The organism is Actinobacillus seminis (assembly GCF_002263215.1).
GTDB classification, from domain to species: domain Bacteria; phylum Pseudomonadota; class Gammaproteobacteria; order Enterobacterales; family Pasteurellaceae; genus Actinobacillus_B; species Actinobacillus_B seminis.
On the sequence record NZ_NLFK01000009.1, the window covers coordinates 79,025 to 97,793 of the forward strand.

At 43.1% G+C, this 18,769-nt stretch carries 23 protein-coding genes and 1 pseudogene; all 24 read left to right on the forward strand.

The window, feature by feature from the left end:
• The first annotated feature begins 107 nt into the window (after window positions 1-107).
• A pseudogene (locus tag CFY87_RS09340) lies at window positions 108-525 on the forward strand (phage virion morphogenesis protein).
• A gap of 282 nt (window positions 526-807) precedes the next feature.
• A complete protein-coding gene (locus CFY87_RS09345) occupies window positions 808-1,845 on the forward strand; it encodes a phage protease (RefSeq protein WP_094946956.1) in 1,038 nt (345 codons plus the stop codon).
• Entirely contained in the window at window positions 1,845-2,768 is a 924-nt protein-coding gene (locus CFY87_RS09350; RefSeq protein WP_094946959.1) for a Mu-like prophage major head subunit gpT family protein, read from the forward strand. The genes CFY87_RS09345 and CFY87_RS09350 overlap by 1 nt, the downstream gene beginning before the upstream one ends.
• A gap of 39 nt (window positions 2,769-2,807) precedes the next feature.
• Window positions 2,808-3,125, forward strand: coding sequence for a hypothetical protein (locus CFY87_RS09355; RefSeq protein ID WP_094946962.1), 318 nt, complete (start codon window positions 2,808-2,810; stop codon window positions 3,123-3,125).
• Between the two features lie 9 nt (window positions 3,126-3,134).
• On the forward strand, window positions 3,135-3,566 hold the full coding sequence (locus tag CFY87_RS09360) for a gp436 family protein (RefSeq protein ID WP_005688547.1): 432 nt from the start codon (window positions 3,135-3,137) through the stop codon (window positions 3,564-3,566).
• Window positions 3,550-4,194 (forward strand): DUF1834 family protein, encoded by a 645-nt coding sequence (locus CFY87_RS09365; protein WP_094946965.1) that lies wholly within the window; start codon window positions 3,550-3,552, stop codon window positions 4,192-4,194. Before CFY87_RS09360 ends, CFY87_RS09365 begins: the two co-directional genes overlap by 17 nt.
• Window positions 4,184-4,450, forward strand: a complete 267-nt coding sequence (locus tag CFY87_RS09370; RefSeq protein WP_005688543.1) for a Gp49 family protein — start codon at window positions 4,184-4,186, stop codon at window positions 4,448-4,450. The genes CFY87_RS09365 and CFY87_RS09370 overlap by 11 nt, the downstream gene beginning before the upstream one ends.
• Complete coding sequence (locus tag CFY87_RS09375; protein ID WP_094946968.1) at window positions 4,451-4,633, forward strand: DUF2635 domain-containing protein; 183 nt, start codon at window positions 4,451-4,453, stop codon at window positions 4,631-4,633.
• Complete coding sequence (locus tag CFY87_RS09380; protein WP_094946971.1) at window positions 4,626-6,041, forward strand: phage tail sheath subtilisin-like domain-containing protein; 1,416 nt, start codon at window positions 4,626-4,628, stop codon at window positions 6,039-6,041. The genes CFY87_RS09375 and CFY87_RS09380 overlap by 8 nt, the downstream gene beginning before the upstream one ends.
• Window positions 6,042-6,050: 9 nt before the next feature.
• Window positions 6,051-6,422, forward strand: a complete 372-nt coding sequence (locus tag CFY87_RS09385) for a hypothetical protein (protein ID WP_005642621.1) — start codon at window positions 6,051-6,053, stop codon at window positions 6,420-6,422.
• Window positions 6,422-6,763, forward strand: a complete 342-nt coding sequence (locus tag CFY87_RS09390; RefSeq protein WP_094946974.1) for a hypothetical protein — start codon at window positions 6,422-6,424, stop codon at window positions 6,761-6,763. The genes CFY87_RS09385 and CFY87_RS09390 overlap by 1 nt, the downstream gene beginning before the upstream one ends.
• Window positions 6,764-6,819: 56 nt before the next feature.
• Entirely contained in the window at window positions 6,820-6,984 is a 165-nt protein-coding gene (locus CFY87_RS09395; protein WP_236757412.1) for a hypothetical protein, read from the forward strand.
• Between the two features lie 46 nt (window positions 6,985-7,030).
• Window positions 7,031-9,319, forward strand: a complete 2,289-nt coding sequence (locus CFY87_RS09400) for a phage tail tape measure protein (RefSeq protein WP_094946980.1) — start codon at window positions 7,031-7,033, stop codon at window positions 9,317-9,319.
• A gap of 2 nt (window positions 9,320-9,321) precedes the next feature.
• Entirely contained in the window at window positions 9,322-10,656 is a 1,335-nt protein-coding gene (locus CFY87_RS09405; RefSeq protein WP_094946983.1) for a DNA circularization protein, read from the forward strand.
• Entirely contained in the window at window positions 10,646-11,788 is a 1,143-nt protein-coding gene (locus CFY87_RS09410; RefSeq protein WP_094946986.1) for a phage baseplate assembly protein, read from the forward strand. Before CFY87_RS09405 ends, CFY87_RS09410 begins: the two co-directional genes overlap by 11 nt.
• Window positions 11,785-12,420, forward strand: a complete 636-nt coding sequence (locus tag CFY87_RS09415; protein WP_094946988.1) for a phage baseplate assembly protein V — start codon at window positions 11,785-11,787, stop codon at window positions 12,418-12,420. Before CFY87_RS09410 ends, CFY87_RS09415 begins: the two co-directional genes overlap by 4 nt.
• A 69-nt stretch (window positions 12,421-12,489) precedes the next feature.
• Window positions 12,490-12,840 (forward strand): phage GP46 family protein, encoded by a 351-nt coding sequence (locus CFY87_RS09420; protein ID WP_094946991.1) that lies wholly within the window; start codon window positions 12,490-12,492, stop codon window positions 12,838-12,840.
• A gap of 14 nt (window positions 12,841-12,854) precedes the next feature.
• Window positions 12,855-13,919 carry a baseplate J/gp47 family protein gene (locus CFY87_RS09425; RefSeq protein ID WP_094946994.1) on the forward strand — a complete coding sequence of 355 codons (1,065 nt, stop codon included), beginning with the start codon at window positions 12,855-12,857 and terminating at the stop codon, window positions 13,917-13,919.
• Entirely contained in the window at window positions 13,916-14,503 is a 588-nt protein-coding gene (locus tag CFY87_RS09430) for a YmfQ family protein (RefSeq protein WP_094946996.1), read from the forward strand. Before CFY87_RS09425 ends, CFY87_RS09430 begins: the two co-directional genes overlap by 4 nt.
• 15 nt (window positions 14,504-14,518) lie before the next feature.
• Window positions 14,519-16,552 carry a tail fiber protein gene (locus CFY87_RS09435; RefSeq protein ID WP_094946999.1) on the forward strand — a complete coding sequence of 678 codons (2,034 nt, stop codon included), beginning with the start codon at window positions 14,519-14,521 and terminating at the stop codon, window positions 16,550-16,552.
• Window positions 16,552-17,175 carry a hypothetical protein gene (locus tag CFY87_RS09440; RefSeq protein ID WP_094947002.1) on the forward strand — a complete coding sequence of 208 codons (624 nt, stop codon included), beginning with the start codon at window positions 16,552-16,554 and terminating at the stop codon, window positions 17,173-17,175. Before CFY87_RS09435 ends, CFY87_RS09440 begins: the two co-directional genes overlap by 1 nt.
• Window positions 17,168-17,656 (forward strand): enoyl-CoA hydratase, encoded by a 489-nt coding sequence (locus tag CFY87_RS09445; protein WP_094947005.1) that lies wholly within the window; start codon window positions 17,168-17,170, stop codon window positions 17,654-17,656. Before CFY87_RS09440 ends, CFY87_RS09445 begins: the two co-directional genes overlap by 8 nt.
• A complete protein-coding gene (locus CFY87_RS11735) occupies window positions 17,656-17,805 on the forward strand; it encodes a hypothetical protein (RefSeq protein WP_158216627.1) in 150 nt (49 codons plus the stop codon). Before CFY87_RS09445 ends, CFY87_RS11735 begins: the two co-directional genes overlap by 1 nt.
• 34 nt (window positions 17,806-17,839) lie before the next feature.
• Window positions 17,840-18,628 carry a hypothetical protein gene (locus tag CFY87_RS09450; RefSeq protein WP_094947008.1) on the forward strand — a complete coding sequence of 263 codons (789 nt, stop codon included), beginning with the start codon at window positions 17,840-17,842 and terminating at the stop codon, window positions 18,626-18,628.
• Window positions 18,629-18,769 lie beyond the last annotated feature (141 nt).

An 18,769-nucleotide genomic window follows, 5' to 3' on the forward strand; every position in this document is an offset into this window, starting at 1 on the left:
ACACAGTCCCGAGTCTATTTCACCTCTTCGCCCGCGATCTTCGAGATTCATCGCTTTTCTAGTGGCTTTGGTGAATATACCCATTTAAAATTTAAAAATCAACGATTATGATAGACATTGAAATCAATAACGCACAAGAAATTGCATCGGCACTAGAGCGCCTTGCACAAGCCACCGCCCATCGAGCTCCTTTAATGCGAAGTATTGCGGGGGCAATGGAATCAGCTGTACTGCAAAATTTTGATGTTGGGGGGGCGACCTAAATGGCTGGGGCTGAAATATCGTCAAGGTACACCGTTGGTCGATACCGAAAACTTGATGGGGAGCATTACGTCTGACTACAGCAATGATATGGCAACGGTTGGGACAAATGAGCCTTACGCGGCTATTCATCAATTCGGCGGTAAAGCTGGACGAGGTCGTAAAGTAGAGATTCCGGCACGCCCTTTTTTGGCTTTAACCCCTCAAGATGAGGCAGATATTTTGGAAGACGTGCAAGACTACTTCCAACGCTTAATTAAATAAATTAAAAAATCGCCCTAAATCGCACGTAGGGAGATTTTTTACTTTTAGGGTATAAGATTTCATCTTTAAATTTTTAAAACAATTTAAAACGGTTTTAAAGCGTTTTAAAATGGGTTTAGGTTGTTTTCAATCATTCAATCTTTCACGTCTTTAATGTGAGGCCTTGTTCCTCATTGTCTAACATTTCAAATTATTTGGTTGCGCTGAAGCCAGTCATCTCTTGTTATCTCATTCAATTCGATATTCTGCCATCCTAGATTGAGTTTTTAAGGATGGTTTCAGATGAAATTAACAGTTGCCGCTTGTAGTTTTGAAATTGACAAGGCGAAGTATGGTCGTATCCAACTTTTACCTTATGGCAAATTTCGCGCCACAGACGGCAGACCAACCGATGTGGAGGCATGGTATGTAACAGATACAAATGGCGCGGATGTGGTGGCGTTGGCAAATAATCAACGCAATCCCCTTCCTATTGACTATGAACACCAAATTATTCACTCCCTAAAAAACGGCAAAGAAGCACCGAGTGCGGGCTGGATGGAATATTTCTATTTTACCCCACAAGGGATTTTTGCTGATGTGCGTTGGACTGATAAAGCCGCGGACTATATCAAAAATGGCGAATATCGTTATATCTCGGCTGTGTTTGCTTACGACACAGACGGCTATGTTCGCAAGATCTTTCATGCTGCATTAACCAATACTCCTGCTTTAGATGGCATGGAGGAAGCAATGGTGGCAGCCAGCGTGAATTTGTTACAAGAGGACAATCCAATGGATAAAAAATTATTGGCAGCATTATGCGCACTGTTTGCTTTAAAAGCAGATGCAAGTGAAGCTGATATTACGGAGAAAGTGACCGCACTTTCGGCAGCTAAAGGCGATAGCCCTGTGGACGTGTTAGATGTTTACGCAAAATTAGCTGAAAAAGAACAATCAGTGGCAGCGTTATCCACACAAGTGGGCAACCCTGATCCAGCTAAATTCGTGCCAGTCGATCAGGTGGTTGCATTGCAGGCTGATTTTAATACGCTTAAAACATCTGTAGAAGTGGACAAGAAAGAGGCATTAATCACAGCGGCATTATCGCAAGGCAAACTGGCTCCTGCATTAAAAGATTGGGCGCAAAGTTTATCTGTTGAGGCATTAAGTGCTTACTTAGAAAAAGCACCTGCAATGGCCGCATTAAGTGGTGAGCCACAAGCAAAAGGCGACCCAGAGCAAAAAGTGGCGGCGTTAAGTGCGGCTGAACAAGCGGCAGCACGTGCGCTTGGTATGACTGAAGCGGAATTTATGGCAGAACATAAGGAGCAAAAATAATGAGCTTTAAAAAGTCAGAAGTTTTAAAGGCAATTGAAACCCAGTTTAAAAAAGATTTTGCTGCAGGTTTAGGTTTAATTAAACCGCAGTGGGACTTAATTGCAATGAAGGTATCCTCTAACACCAAAGTGAACACCTATGGTTTCTTAGGCCAGTTCCCGAAAATGGTGGAATGGGTAAATAAACGTCAGCGTAAAGCAATGCAAGCACAAGGCACCAGCATTGAAAACAAACTTTACGAAAGTACGGTGGGTATCCCACGTACCGATATCGAAGATGACCAAGTAGGTTTATTCCGTCCAATGGTGCAACAGGCTGCACAAAGCGCGGCTGAATTGCCTGATGATTTGGTGTTTGGTTTGTTAAAAGCAGGTAAAACCACGCTTTGTTATGACGGCCAAAATTACTTTGACACTGACCACCCTGTTTTTGACAACGTGGACGGTACAGGCTCAAGCAAAGAGCAAAGTAACTTAACGACTGGCACAAAAGATGGTGCACCAACATTCTATCTTTTCGACACCACCAATGCGATTAAACCGTTAATTTGGCAAGAACGCACTGCGCCAGAAATTGAAACGAAATTTGATCCTTCCAAGTCTGACACCGTATTTAACGAAGATATTTACGAATGGGGTGTGCGTGCACGTGGTGCGGCTGGTTTTGGTTTCTGGCAGTTAGCGCATTGCGTAGAGAAAACTGAACTTACTGCGGAAAACATCATGGATGTCATTGCCAAAATGCAATCCTTAAAAGGTGACGGTGGCAAGTTATTGAACATTCGCCCAAATGTGATTTTAGTGCCACCTGCACTTGAATTCAAAGCACGTCAAATCTGCGAAGGTGAATTAATTAACGGCACGACTAATATCTTAAAAGGTCGTTTGAAAGTGATTGTGTCTCCACAAATCATTGCGGAATAACCATCAATAAGGGTGAGCAATCGCCCTTTAGGAGCAAAAATGGCAAAGGAACAACAAGACAGCGAACAGCAAGATGAAGTAAAAGCTGAGACGCAAGATGAAGTAAAAGCTGAGACGCAAGATGAAACTGCAGAAAACACATCTGATGTTTTGGTAGAAGGCGGTGAGGTAATTAACCCTATTGCCTATGCGGTGACGTTACGTGCAATTCATCCGCAAGCCTCTTATGGTCGCTGTGGTTATCGTTTTAACAAAGAAAGTGCGGTGGAAATTCCAGTTGAAAACTTGACGGGTGAGCAAGTCATTATGCTTGCTGAAGACCCATGGTTGGAACTTATTCCCATCTGCGATAAATAAGGATGAGTGATGCATTACGCCAGTGCAGAAGATTTTGTGTTACGCGTAGGGGAAGTGCAAGCCATTGAACTGACCGACCGTGATTTGACTGGGCAAGTTAATGACAATTTGCTTGATGTTGCATTGTCTGATAGCTCAAGCCAAATTGATGGTTATTTAGCAGCACGTTATACCCTCCCTCTTGTGAGTGTGCCACAAAACTTAGTGCGACTTTGTTGTGATTTGGCTCGTTATCGTTTAGCGAGTATGTCTCATGTGACGATTACAGAAGAAATCATTACACGTTATAAATTAAGTTTAAAAGAACTTGAGGATATCAGTGTGGGTAAGATTTCACTCGGGTTGCCACCTACAGAGAATAATGATGCCAACGAACACGACAATGGCGTGATTTTTACTAATCCGAAAAACAGGATTTTTGCGCGTGATCACTCAAATTGAAAATGCTCTTGTAGAACGCCTACAGCGTGGCTTAGGGCGTTTAGTCAATACCGTTAAAAGCTACGGTGGTGAATTAGATGATGAAAGTCTTGGGACATCACGTTTGCCGATGTGTTTAGTCACTTTTGGGGGCGCACGTATCGAACGTATGGGCACCAATTTGAAACGACATCAATCCACAGCAAACTTTGTCATTATCGTAGCAGTAAATAGCTTGCGTAGCAATATTGCGGCACGACAAGGCGGAGTGGATAAACGAGAGGTGGGCGTTAATCAGTTGATTACAGCAGTACGCCGTTTGTTAGATGCACAAACCTTGGGGCAATTAGTCAAGCCATTGAAACCGACAAGGGTGCGCACGCTTTTTAATAATGCCACTTTTAAAGGTGGGGCGATAACGGCTTATGCGATTGAGTATGACGCAGTCTATGACGATTTGAGTCCGTTAGAAGATGGCCGTTATCCTGAAATGACACAGGATAGCCAAAATCCTGATTATCTGTTTACGCATTATCATGGTGAGCTATCGCCACCAGAGCCGATGTTAGAACGTATTGGTAACAACATTTATGACCCAATAAGCGGTGCCAAAGTGCCGTTTGAGGTGGAGACAGTAGATGAAAAATAAACTTACTATTGATGAAATCAAAGGCGTAATTGCCCAAGAGGAATATGTTTTCAAGGGCACTTTAACGCTTTGTATCCTCACATTAAAAAATGGCTTTTTTGTAACTGGTGAAAGCGCGTGTCTTGATATTAGCAATTACGATCAGGAGACAGGCAAAAAAATAGCTTTTGAACGTGCCTTAAACAAAATCTGGGAGCTTGAAGGCTATCTATTAAAACAACGCTTATTTGAATCTACCACTGATTGGAGACGATAGATGAAAGTGAAAGCAGCAATAGGCATTAAGGTGCCGATGGAACATCAGCCTTATACCTATATTGAACAAATACCGGTAGAGGTAGAGCTGTCGATTTATTATCAGCGCCGTATTAATGATGGCGATTTGATTGCAATCACAGAAACACGTTCACGCAAAAAACAGGAGAAAGACAATGGCTGAAACGAATATTGATTTTGATAATATCCCGACGAGTCTTCGTAAACCGGGTGTTTATACAGAATACAACTCACGCAATGCAGTGAGTACTTTGCCAACAAATGAGCAAAACGTCTTAATTGTGGCACCGATGTTAAATGCAACAAAAGCATTTAGCGCACCGACACCAATTTATTCGGATGTAGATGCAAAAAATACATTTGGTGCTGGGTCTTGGGCTCATTTAATGGCGCGTATTGCTATCCAAAATAATGCCATGATTCGTTTAACGGTGATTGGTTTAAAAGAGAGTGATTCAGGTGTGGCGGCAACTGGCACCATTACGCTAACAGGCACTGCAAGCAATGCAGGGGTGCTTAAAGTTATCATTGGTGGTCTTGATTATGCGGTGGCAATCGCTAAATCGGAAACGGCCGCCAACATTGCCGCCCGTTTAAATGCAGTGATTAATGCGGGGGAATATTGTCCTGTCATTGCAACAGTCAATGAAGGTACTGTTACGCTTACTGCGAAATGTAAAGGCGAAATTGGCAATGAGATTAGTGTCAACGCCACATTAAGCGTAAATGATATGGCAGTGAATGTTTCTGCTCTTGCAAATGGTGCCGAAAATGCCGATTTAGCGGCGGCATTAGCATCTGTAGCTGGTCAGCACTATCACGTGATTATCTCCCCTTTTGCGGATGATAAAAATGCGAAAGCCTTGCGCGAACATTTAGAATCGGTAGCAAGTCCTGTTGAGAAAAAACCGGGTGTTGGCGTATTAGGTTTTAATGGCACGTTGGCAAGCGGTACTACTTATACCGAAAAGATCAATGCAAATCGCATTACAGTGGGTTGGTATAAAGGGGCGGTGGAATCTAATGCCTTAATCGCTGCGGGATATGGGGCGGTTATTGCAGGCGAAGAAGACCCAGCTAAACCGTTAAATACGCTTGAGATTAAAGGTTTAACCCCTGTTGATGCCACTCAAACACCGTTAAAAACCGAAGTCAATCAGGCGTTATTCCACGGTTTAACCCCTATTACAGTGGTAAATAATTGTGTGCAAATTATGCGTGCAATTACGACTTATACTAAGTCACCGGCGAATGTAGATGATCCAGCATGGTTAGATTTAACCACAATTCGTACACTTGATTATACGCGTAAAGCCATTGAACAGCGTATTGAGTTACGTTTTCCTCGTGCGAAATTATCTAATCGTACCCCGCCAAAAGTGCGGTCAGAAATCCTTGATGTGCTCTATCGTTTAGAGCAACAAGAGATTTTAGAAAATGTGGATGCGAACAAGGGTAAATTGCTTGTGGTGCGCAATGGCCAAGATCCAAATCGTTTAGATACGGCAATCCCAGCTGATGTGGTAAATGGCTTGCACATCGTAGCTAACCGAATTGATTTAATTTTATAGGGGGCGTAAATGGAAAAATATGCAGGTTCGGCCGTGCTTGAAGTGGACGGCACGGAAATTGAAATCACCGATTTAAACGTGACAAAACAAACCGGGCGTAAATTAGTCAAAACCATGAACTCTGAAGGGCGTGCACGTGGTTTTGCCAAAGGCATTGCGACTTGGGAATTATCATTGACGGCAGCAATGCCAGTGGATGGTTCGGAAATTGATTGGGCGGGTATCAGTGATGCGAAAATCACGGTATATCCGCTTAATCAAGAAGATAAGCGTACGTCCTACCTTGGCTGCTTTACTACCCAAGTAGGCGAGAAATACACGGTAGATAACGAAGCCGTTATTGATATCCAGATGAATGCACTTAAAGAGGTGAAAGAATAATGCGTTTATTGCTTGGTATTCCTTACGGTGATCATCGTTATTTTGACTTTGACGTGCGATTACTAACCTTGGGTGGTGAATGTGCTGCCCTTGAGAAAGTCGCCAAGCTTGGTTTAGATGAGAAAGAAAACCTCACGAGAGCAGAGCAAATGCTCGTGGACTTGGCTTATTTATCTGAACAGCTTGATATTATCGGTATTGCGCAATATAAGCTCACGCCAAAGTTTTTACTGGATAACCTTGCCACGGATGATTATGTGCTGATTACGCAAGCTATCGCAGAACTGCGAAAAAAGCACATCGACGCTGGTGAAAACCCGAGCAAAGCCGAAACCGAATAAAACAACATTACGGTGTGTTTGATGCCGAGAAGAATTACCGAAGTGCGGTTATTTTATTGGCTAAATTTGGGTTTACTGCTGAAGAAGTACGAGCAATGTGTCACGCTGAAGTTGCTGCGTGGGTGGCAAGTTGGCAACATTCGCAAGGTATTAAAACTCAGTCAGAAAATGGCAACACGGTGCATTACAACCTTATGCGTCGTAAAACTAAGGGGGCGTAAGCCCCTTTTTTTGTGGATTTAAAATGAGTTTAAAGAGGGTTTAAAAATGGCTGACTTGAATTTAGCGTTGACGCTAAAAGCACGAGACCAAGCAAGCCGAGTTTTTCAGCGGGCACAATCGCAGATTAAGCAAAGCACAAAAGCAATGGCAAGTGCACGCGAAACGTTGGGCGTGCGAAGTGAACATAAAATCCAACAAGAAATTAATCATACCATTGCCGCTTATAACCGATTGAAACGTAGTGGTACAGCCACTAGTCGCGAATTAGCGCGTGCGGCTGAAGCGACGCGCTCAAAAATTGCTGGGCTTAATGCGGAAATGGGGAAAACCACGTGGGGGCAACGATTAGGCAATATCGGGCGAAATATTGCGGGTGCAACGGTAGGTGTTGCTGCTGGTGCAGCGGTTGCTGTGCCCAAAATTAGAAAGGCGGCAGATTATGATCTTGAAGTGGCAAAAATTGCAAATACAGCTTATTCAGGGGCAAGCATAGAAGAAAAGACAAAAGGTAAAGAAAAAATCCATGGCGCAATTAAAGCGTCACTAAATTATGGCGGCACAAAAGAAGATGCATTAGGGGCTGTTGGACGTTTAATTGGTGAAGGCAATGTTTCGGTTGAGGACGCATTAAAACTTTTGCCAACAATTCAAATGAACGCTACTGCAACTGGGGCAAGCACTGATGATATTTCTGCATTAGTCAATTCATTGCTGAATTTTGGCATTAAAGTTGATGATATTCAACAAGCTCTTGATTATGCCAGTGCGTCGGGTAAAGCGGGCGGTTTTGAATTAAAAGATATGGCGCGTTATGCCCCTGAATTTCTTTCAACCGCAGGCAATGCTGGCTTGGGGGGATTGGAAGATTTAAAACAGGTGTTTAAAGGTGCGCAACAAGTTTATAAGGTTTCAGGCGGTACAGGACAAACCTCAACTAACTTAGTTAATTTCTTTTCAAAACTGCGTTCTAGTGATACAGCAAAAAAATTTGAAAAATTAGAAGTTTATGATCCCAAAACCAAGAAAACCCATGGCATTGATTTTGAAAAATCCATGACCAACGAAATGAAAATAGGCAAAAATGCGATTGAAGCCTTTATGAGCATAATTGATCAGGTGCTTGCAAGCGATAGAACGTATCAAAAACTACTAAAAAAACTTAATCACGCAAAAGACGATAAAGAAGCTCAGGTTATTGCAGAGCGTATAGCGAAATATGTGGAAACCACAAAACTTGCTGAAGTGATGCCAGATATTCAAGCAGGTACAGCTATGTTTGCGATGCGCCGTGATAAAAATACGGCTCAAAATGTAGATGAGCAATATGCCATTGCTGAAAAAGGCAACTTCAACAAAGAAGATTTTGATTTTATGCGTCAGCAAAATGCGGTGAAATTTCAAATTGCGCATAACAAGCAGGAAATGGCGGCGATTGAAAACTGGAATGGCGCAAATGATAGATTAGGAAATGCCACAGACTGGTTAAGTGAAACTATGGAAGAATTTCCAAATTTAACCAAAGCCGTTGTTGGAGCAACAGACGCGTTACAAATCTTTAGTGCAGTACTTGCCGGGTTTTCTCTAGTTGATTTATTAACGGGGGGAAAAATGGGGGGCGGTGCTTTAGGTAAAGTGACCCAAGGCGCAGCAACAACATCAGCGATTGCGAATGGAGCTGGCAAATTACTCAATATAGGCGGAAAAGTCGCTACCGCAACAGGTGCGGCAATAGTTGTAGGTGGTTTAATGATTGCTGGAGAACAACGTACAACAGAAGAAGCGAAGACTGAAGAAAAAGCTGAGGCGAAAACTGCTCAAGAAAAACAGCTTGAAAACCAATTTTATGCCAATGCTTACGGTGGTAATAAACCGACAACATTTCAATACAATCCGCAGGTAGGCGGTTATAACAAAAATTCAGTCTGGGGGACGGCTTCTCGCTCGGGCGAAGTAGCTGAAATTGCACGTAAAGATGAAGTTGCCGCTTTACGCCTTGAGCGAGGCACACTCACGCAAGCCCAATATGATGAGCGCAAGCGCCAAAGTGCGGTGAAAATTGCGGAAATTCGCAATCAGGGGAAAGGCTATTCAGGCTTAGCTATAGCGGCTAATGACACCGACTCCGCTTTAAGTCGCACACTGGGAGATCTATCTAGCTTGGCTAACTATCAAGCAGACTTTCAGCATTTTGGGCAAACCATTAGCGACGGATTAAAAACTGCCATTGAAAGCCAAAATTTCACGATTCAAAACGAAATCAAGGTGGATTTAGACGGACGGATTGTGGCTGAACAAACGTCTCAGTATCAATATCAAGACTTAAAACGGGGGTAACTATGGGTTGGACAATGCCTGTACAACGTGCAAGTTTTCGCGGTGTGCGTTTCGATGTGCTTTCAGTGGATGATGATGTCTATCGCTCAACCATTGAGCATGCTTATCCTTTCGTTAATGGCGCAGATGTGGAAGATTTGGGATTAAATCCATTAACCGTGCGTATGCAAGCCGTATTTTATGGGCCAGGCTATTACACGGACTTTAAGCAGTTTTTAAGCGTGCTACAAAAATCAGGGGTGGCAACATTAGTGCATCCGATTCGTGGGCGTTTGCAAAATATGATTTGCACTGGGGCGAGTTTTCACCACGAAGCGGAGATGATTGATTATGTGGCGTTAGATTTGACTTTTATCGAATCTACGCCAGCTAAACCGATTTTTGTCTTTAATTATTCCCTATTGGCAAAAATAGATGCCTTACTGACTGAATTAGAAAATTTTGTTGATGATGTGATGGCATTGTATGGCGAATTTATGGAGATTGTTGCCTTTGCTGCTAATACAAAATCACGTTTGTTGGGTATTTATGGCGCATTATTTGGCTGTTTTGAGCAAGTACGCGGGTTATTTGATTTTGATAAAACGAAGTATGGTGTGTCGCCTGTCGTGACACAAGATAACTTTAAAGCAAAATCTAACCGTGCTGTGCGTGATTTGGTGACGATGATTGATTCTGGATTGCGCCAAATTGCTGCGCGCAAGGACTTAACTACCCGAGCAAAATTTGATGAGGTACTCCGCACAATACGTCAAATTAAGCATATTCCTGCTGATTTGGTGAGTGGTAAGAATATTAAATCTGCCAAAGAACAAGCAGCATTGAAATCATTAACGACCTCTTTTAGTAAGGATGATACTGAATCTGTGCATTTAATGATGCAGTTAGCCTCTAGCGTTGCTTTGTTGCGTATTGCCACTGAATTGGTAGAGGACGATGATTTATTGCCACAGGATATTGATTACATCACGACTCAAGTGCGGTCACAAATTATGGATAATTTACAATTGTTACGCAAACAAGTGGACGACGAACATCGTGGTGAAAATATCACGGTATTAAGCACACCTAATACGAGTTTTTATACGGCTGCGCATAATACAGCAGAGCAATTACGCAATAAAGTGCATAAGTTTACTCAACTTGCCCTTGCGGCAATTAATCGTAAACCGCCTTTAATGGTGCGTGAGGTGCCATTTAGCGGTACTGTGCAACAAATTGCACATGCATTTTATCAGGATTACAAACGTGCTGATGAATTATTAAGGCTGAATCCGCAGATCCGTTATCCGAATTTTGTTGAGCGTGGGGAGTGGTTAAACAGCTATGTCAAATAATTACCCTTATGAAAATGATGTTACGGTGGAAGTGGACGGTAAAGCCCACAATAGCTGGAAAAGTTATGATATTGATAGTGACTTTTTAATTCCTGCCGACGCCTTTAAATTTGATTTGGGCGTGCCTTCAAACAGTACGGTTTTACCTGACTTTTCGGGAGCAGAAGTGAAAGTGCGTATTAATGGCGAGCTGGTAATGACAGGCATCGTGGATACGACACAGCATACTATTAGTAAAACTAACCGCACTTATAGCCTCAATGGGCGAGACCGTGCGAGTATCCTTGTGGATTGCTCTGCACCAATCACCAATGTAAAAGGCTTGACTGTGTTGGATGCGGTGAAAAAAATTGTTGAACCACTTGGTATTAAAAAAGTGGCATTGCGTGCGGAAAATAACCCAACATTAGATAAAGTCGATATTGATGTGGGCGAAACAGCTTGGAATGCGGCAATGCGTTGTGCGAACTCGGCAGGCTTGCACTTGTGGTTTGAGCCAAATGGAGAGCTGATTGTGGGCGGTGCGGATTACAGCACGCCACCTGTGGCCACCTTGTGTTGTATGAAAGACGGCAAGCGAAACAACTTTGAGCAGGCGGATTTAACGTTTGATGTGTCAAATCGTTTTAGCGAAGTCACTTTTCTTGCACAAAGCCACGGCAAGCAAGGACAAGATAACAAAAACGATCTGAAATGGGTTTATAACGATCCTGAAATGACTACCTACAAGCCGAAAACTGTGGTGGTATCTGATGTGGATAACTTGGAAGCCTTGCAAAAATGGGCGAAAAAATACATTGCGGACAGTGTGCTGGAAGGTTTTACCTTTACTATCGTTGTGCCCGATCACAAAATGCAAGACGGCACATTATGGCAACCAGGGCAACGTGTACATGTAATTTGCGAGGAATATGATATTGATGCCATTTTCTTTTTAATGGGGCGACGTTTTACGTTGAGCCGAAACGGTGGCACACAAACGGAATTACGCTTTAAACAAGACGGCATTTGGACACCAGACGCTTACAGCGCAAAAGCGGAAAAAGCACGTAAACGTAAGGGTAAAAAAGGTAAGAAAAAGAATCAAGGCGATTTGATTTCGACAAACGGACAAGGTGGTTGGACAAAATGAGACGATTAAGCCAAGCCATTCAACAAAAGGCGCAAGGTGCGGTGGACGAAATCCGTCAAGCCTTTCGCGGTGTGCTGCACTTAGTGAAAAGTGCGGACAATATTCAAAAAGTTCAGGCTTCAGGGCTTGCGGATGAAACCTTGCAAGATGTGGAGTTGATGCAGCAGTTTGGTTTCACCTCTGTGCCTCCATCAAATACGCAAGCAGTGATTTTACCTATTGGCGGACAAACTACCCACGGTATTGTGATTGCAACCGAGAATGGATCTTTCCGCTTGAAAAATCTGCAAGGTGGCGAAGTCGCGGTTTACGATGAAAGTGGCTCTAGCATTGTATTAAAAAAGGGGCGATTGATTGAGATTGATTGTGATGTGTTAAAGATTAACGCTGCAACAAAAGTGGATATATCAAGTCCACTGGTTGAAACCGATCAGGTCTTTACTGCCCAAGGGCAAATTAACGGTAACGGCGGCATGGCTGTGCAAGGTGGCAGTGGTGCGAGCTTTACTGGTAATGTAGAACAACGTGGCGGTAGCTTTACGACCGACGGCGATGTGGAAGCTGGTACAATTTCGTTAAAGAACCACAAACATACTGGCGATAGCGGAGGAAAAACCAGTAAACCTGAATAATCTAACCTTAAAGGAGATGCTGAAACCCTGCATCTCCTTTCTTTTTACCTCTTATCTTATCCTGTCAATATGGACAGAGAAATCAGCCCGCTTACCGGGGACTATACAAGTAAACAAATCAGTACGCTTGCCAATGCAGCGTATATCAGATTGACCACACCATTAGGCTCTTGGTGGGCAGATGGGCGTGTAGGCTCTCTGCTCCATCTTATTCCGCGCGAAAAAGATTTGTCGCACATAGGTTTAATTGCACAACAATATGCCGAAGAAGCCTTGCAACCCTTGATTGATGATGGACGTGCGGACGAAATTATGGTCAATCATACCCAGCCACATAACGGTGTATTGATTTTAGATATATCCATCCGAGATAACCGGGGCGAAACCTATCATTTTAAACACCCGGTAAAAGTCATTTAAAAAGGGTTTAAACCATGTTTATTGTGCCGAGTTTAGAAGATATTCGCCAAGCGATTTTGCGCGATGTGCAGTCATTAGAGCCGAGTGCTGATGTGAGCATAGATAGTGACTATTATGCACGTGCCAGTAGCCTTGCTGCCGTAGCGGAAGGTATTTATGCCCATCAAAAATGGATTATTAAACAATTCTTTCCCGATACTGCCGACACGGATTTTCTTGAAAAACATGCGGGTTTGCGTGGTATTCGCCGTCGTAATGCGACTTATGCCAGTGGGCGCGGTGCAACAGTGACAGGTACCCCTGATGCGGTGATTAAAACTGGATTACAAATTAAAACAGACGATAACCGATTTTATGAAACCACCGAAAGTGTGGTGATTTCTGCAAGTGGTTCTGCCGTTGTTGCCGTGCGAAGTCTTGCCACGGGTGCAAGCCAAAATATTAAAACCTCGACGAAAGCGAGTTTTATGGCAGCACCTGTAGGCGTGCAATCCGATGTGGTGCTAAATGAGGTGATTGGTGCAACGGATGCAGAAAGCGATGCGTCTTTGCTCGAACGTTTGCTTGAGATTATTCGCCGACCCCCTGCAGGGGGCAATCGTTATGACTATCGTACATGGGCGTTATCGGTGGATGGTGTGGATGCTGCTTATGTTTACCCGTTGCGTCGTGGGCTTGGTACGGTAGATATTGCGATCACATCAAATAACGATGTACCAAGCGATGAAACAATACGTCTCTGCCAAGAATATATTGATGATGTGCGCCCAGTAACCGCGCGAGAAAGCAAAGTGGTGAAACCTGATGTAACAAAAGTCAATTTTAATATTCAGGTGAAAATCAGTGGGGTGACCTTACCCGAAATTAAGGCTGCTATTTCCACTGCACTTGCGGATTATTTTAATACGTTAATCCCCGGAGATGATTTGATTGTGTCGCAATGTGAAGCTGTAGTGAATAACTTAGTAGGTGTCGTTGACCGTAAGTTTACGGCACCTATCACTAATCTAAAAGCAGATGTGCGTACAAAAATTGAGTGGTTTCGGTTAGGTCAAATCACCATTACGGAGATGGCATGATGCAAACTGACCACAAAAAGGTGTTAGCAAAACTTTATCCGCCTATTTCGTATGATGTTAATGGTGAACGTTTTATAGCGCAGTGTGAGGTGGATGGTCATGTATTTGACCGATTACAAAAAAGTGCGGTGGATTTATTGCAAATTATTGAACCTGCCACCTCCAATACTATGTTGTCCGATTGGGAACGTTTATGCGGCATAAAAACAGATTATACCAATAACTATCAAGCACGAGTAAAACGTGTCATTGCCAAGTTAAATGCAATTGGGGGCTTATCGATCCCTTATTTTAAACGGATTGCGGAAAGTATTGGATATCGCATCGAAATTAAAGAGTTTTCTCCCCTTGCGAATGATTTGCCAACGACGGGAGATTTGGCTCAATTTCGCAATGAAGCTCGCGATAACTTGATTTTTATGTGGCGGGTAACGATCTTAAACGGTGATGACAATATTTTTTATTTCCGCGCAGGTAGTTCATTTGCCGGTGATCACTTGGTTGAGTTTGGTGACCCGATTATTGAGGAGTTCTTCCGCGATTTAAAACCCGCCCATACCTACTGCTATTTTGCGTATCAATAGAGAGATAAACGATAAATGAAAACTTTATTACCTGAAATTAATTCCGCCGACAAGCGCTTTCACGCTGGCAATCCAGCAACTGGCGAGCAAGGAACACGTGTGACAGACATGTGGTTGAACGACGTGCAAGACCGTGTGCGAGACGTGCAAGCTGAGGCGCATTATGTGTTGGAAAAAGCAGGTTTTATACCTGTAGAAAATAAGCAAACTCAACTCTATGAAGCAATTGTCAAAATTATTGATGACAACCGCAAAAAAACCTCTACAACGCAAAAAGGCGAGGTGCAATTGACTAGCGACACGGGGTTGGATAGTGAAGAACTAGGATTAACAGCTAAAGCGGGGAAAGTATTAGCACAAGGCATTGCCGCTTTACGCCTTGCGATGAATAACTATATACCATTAAAAAGCAGATCATCATCTGTAACCAGTAACGATGAAAATGGCGTAGCAACACCAAAAGCGGTTAAGACCGCTTATGATAAAGGCGTTGAGGCGCAAACCGCGGCAGATAAAGCACAGACTGCCGCAGATAAAGCGCAGCGGACAGCGGAGGTGAAAGCGCCGGTGGCAAACCCGATATTTACCACGGATAAAACCTATATGGACATGGATACCATCCCTAGCGGTACCTTGTTTTTCCGTATTAATGAACGCGCTGCGAACCAACCGGATAATACCTATGGCTATTTTGACGCGCAAGCGTGGCAGTTTGATGTGGGCGATCAAAAAACACAATTCATTATCTACAACGACAGCGATATGAAAGTGCGTTATAAAGACGACGGGCAGCGCTGGACAAGTTGGAACACGATGTTAACCAGTAAAAATTTATCCGATTCGGTAACCAATTCCGCGCGCGATATTCCCGCCAGTGTCGGCGGGGTGAAAATTGCCTATGACCGCGCGGTAGAAGCGGAGAAGAAAGGCTTGCCAACCGGTGCGGTATTGGGGTTTGCCAAAGGCGTGACCCCAACAGGATTTTTAAAATGTGATGGCACCATTTTTAATCGACACACCTACCCGGATTTATACCGCGCTTTGGGTAATAAAAATACACTGCCGAATTTACAGCGTTCAGATGTGGGCATGCTTGCGTATTTTCCGCACGACAATATTCCCGCGGGGTGGTTGCCTTGCGACGGAGAAAGCGTGACACAGGCGCAATATCCGGAACTTTATCGTTATTTAGGCAATAAATATGGCGCTAACGGAAAACTGCCGGAGGCGGGGAACCGTTTTATTCGTAATGCGGGTGCGGGGCTTGCTGTGGGGACATTGCAAAATGACGCCATCAAAACCCACGAAATTCAAGTGCCGGATAGTAGCACGTTAGGAAGAAACGCGGGAGTGTTTCATTATGCTGAACGTGGTGGCGCGCATAATAGTGAATATAATATCTTGACTTATAAAGGCGAAGAAGAAACCCGCCCCAAAGCCATTGCATTTAAGTTGTGCATTAAAGCGAAAAACACCTTTGATGATGTCATTTTTTGGATAAAAGCCTTTGGCGAGGTGCAAAATGCCGGTGTGTTGGACGCCGGACGTATAGCGCAGGATTTACAGGATAAAGCCGACCGTCGGCATACGCACACAGCAAGTCAGATTACGGATTTTTCAGCAGCAACCCATCGCGTGATTAATTCAGCATTTACTTATCAAAAAATTGGTGGCTTTGAAGTCAGAAAATATGCTGATGGCACCATGATTCAAACTTGCTTACATCGACGTGGCAGCACGGAATATAACCGCAATTATAATGACTATCAAGATTTTGTGACGTTGGTCTATCCTGTCGCTTTTATTGAGATGCCCACAGTGAATGTGATGCCTCAATTATCACACCCTTATTTTGACGATAGTAAAAATGGGCTTGCAACAAATGATAAAACGAAGCGTTTAGGCAGTGGCGTGCAAGAAGCTAATGATGGCAGCGTTGGATTAACTATCGATAACAATAACAAACAATGCCAATTCAATTATCAAAATAGCAAGGTGTTCATATCCGAAATGACGTTTCATATTACCGCAATCGGGAGATGGAAATAATGACAATCTATTACAAAGACGGCTTTTATGATGACACTGACGGCGGTTATGTGCCGAAAAGTGCGGTAGAAATCAGTGAAGAAAAATACCTCGATCTTTTAAACGGACAAGCTCAAGGTAAACAAATTATCAGCAACCGGCAAGGCGAGCCGGTACTTATTAACCCGCAGCCGAGCGCAGCACACAAACTCAATCTTGATACGCTCACTTGGGAAATTTCAGCTGAGATACAAGCCGCACTTTTCGTTGAAAATCAGGCTAGATTTATTTCAAAAATTGATGAACACGCAGCAGCGATTTACAGCCAATGGACTCGTTTTGAGAGCGAATATCGCGAACGCCAATCAGCAGCAGAATCTTATAAATCAGCTGGTTATGAAGGCGAATGTAGCCGTTATATCACAGATTTTGCACAACGTGCCGGTTTAGATAACAAAGCAGCAACGGACTTGATTTTAGTGCAAGCAGCTGGGTTAGAAAAATTGCAAGTTGAATTGGCGAATCAGCGCATGCGCAAGTATGAACTCAAGCATACGAATCTCACACTTGAGCAAATGCAGTCAATTTATGACGACATTATCAAGCAAATGGATAAATTAATGGAGGCATACCAAAATGGCTAATATTTATTTGGCATTCTACAAACACAAACGCGATTGGCGCAAAGAGCCATTCAAAGCCCTTGCCGACCGTGCTACCCGCTTTTTCACCAAGGGCAAATACTCCCACTGTGAAATCGCCGTGGAACGCATCGAATTTACCAACGGGCATCATTATGAACATCAAACCGTGTTCGATTGCTACTCGTCCAGCGTGCAAGACGGCGGCGTGCGGTGCAAGCAAATTGATGTGAGTGACTGTGAAAAATGGGATTTAGTACTGCTGGAAAATATCAGCGAAGAACAAATCAAAGCCTATTTTAACCGCACTTCCGGCAAAAAATACGACTGGTGGGGCGCGTTAGGTGTGGTGCTGGGGATTAAGCAAAAACGCAGTAAGTATTTTTGTAGTGAATGGTGCTTTAATGCGATTTTTGGCAGTGAAGAAGGTTGGCGGTTTAGCCCGAATCAGCTTGCAGCAATGTTTAATAAAGGAAAGTTTTAATGGTTGAAACAGAAAACAAAACTCAGACAATCTTGCTAAGCAAGCAAGCAAGCAAGCAAGCAAGCAAGCAAGCAAGCAAGCAAGCAAGCAAGCAAGCAAGCAAGCAAGCAAGCAAGCAAGCAAGCAAGCAAAAGTTTAGTACAATTTAAACAGGCTCCGCTACCTTTTGTGGGGCAAAAACGAATGTTTTTGAAACATTTTGAGACCATTCTCAACGAAAACATCGAAGGCGATGGTGAAGGTTGGACGATTATTGATACCTTTGGCGGTAGCGGTTTACTCAGCCACACTGCCAAACGATTAAAGCCGAAAGCTCGTGTAATCTACAACGATTTTGATGGTTATGCGGAAAGATTGGAAAATATCGATGACACAAACGTCTTACGCGCACAAATCCTCGCCAAACTTGATAACGCTACGCAAAAAAATAAGCGTTTACCAAAGGTATTAAAGGCAGAAGTCATCAAAATCATTGATGAATTTCAAGGTTATAAAAACTTAAACTGCTTGGCGAGTTGGTTGCTGTTCAGTGGTCAGCAAGTTGGTTCACTTGAAGAACTCTACCGCAAAGATTTCTGGCATTGTGTAAGGTTGAGCGATTACCCGAGTGCAGACGGTTATTTAGACGGTGTGGAAGTAGTACGTGAGTCATTTCATACCTTGCTGCCAAAGTATGCCAACGACCCGAAAGCCTTGTTTGTATTAGATCCGCCTTACCTTTGTACCAAGCAAGAAACTTACAAACAAGCCACCTATTTTGACTTGATTGATTTCTTGCGACTGGTCAATATCACTCGCCCGCCGTATGTGTTTTTCAGTTCGACGAAGTCAGAATTTATTCGATTTGTGAATTATATGCTGGAAGATAAAGTGGATAATTGGCAGGCGTTTGATAGCTCAAAGAGGATTGTTGTAAATGCATCAGCAAGTTATTCAGGTAAGTATGAGGATAATATGGTTTACAAGTTCTAAAGTATAAAATTTAAATGCCCTTTAATGATGATTTAAAGGGCATTTTAATTTGGTTTAAATTTGAGGTTTATTTTGCATAATAGTTTAATTATTTATGCAAAATAAATTTCGATTTTATGCAAAAAGATTCGCGAACTTATA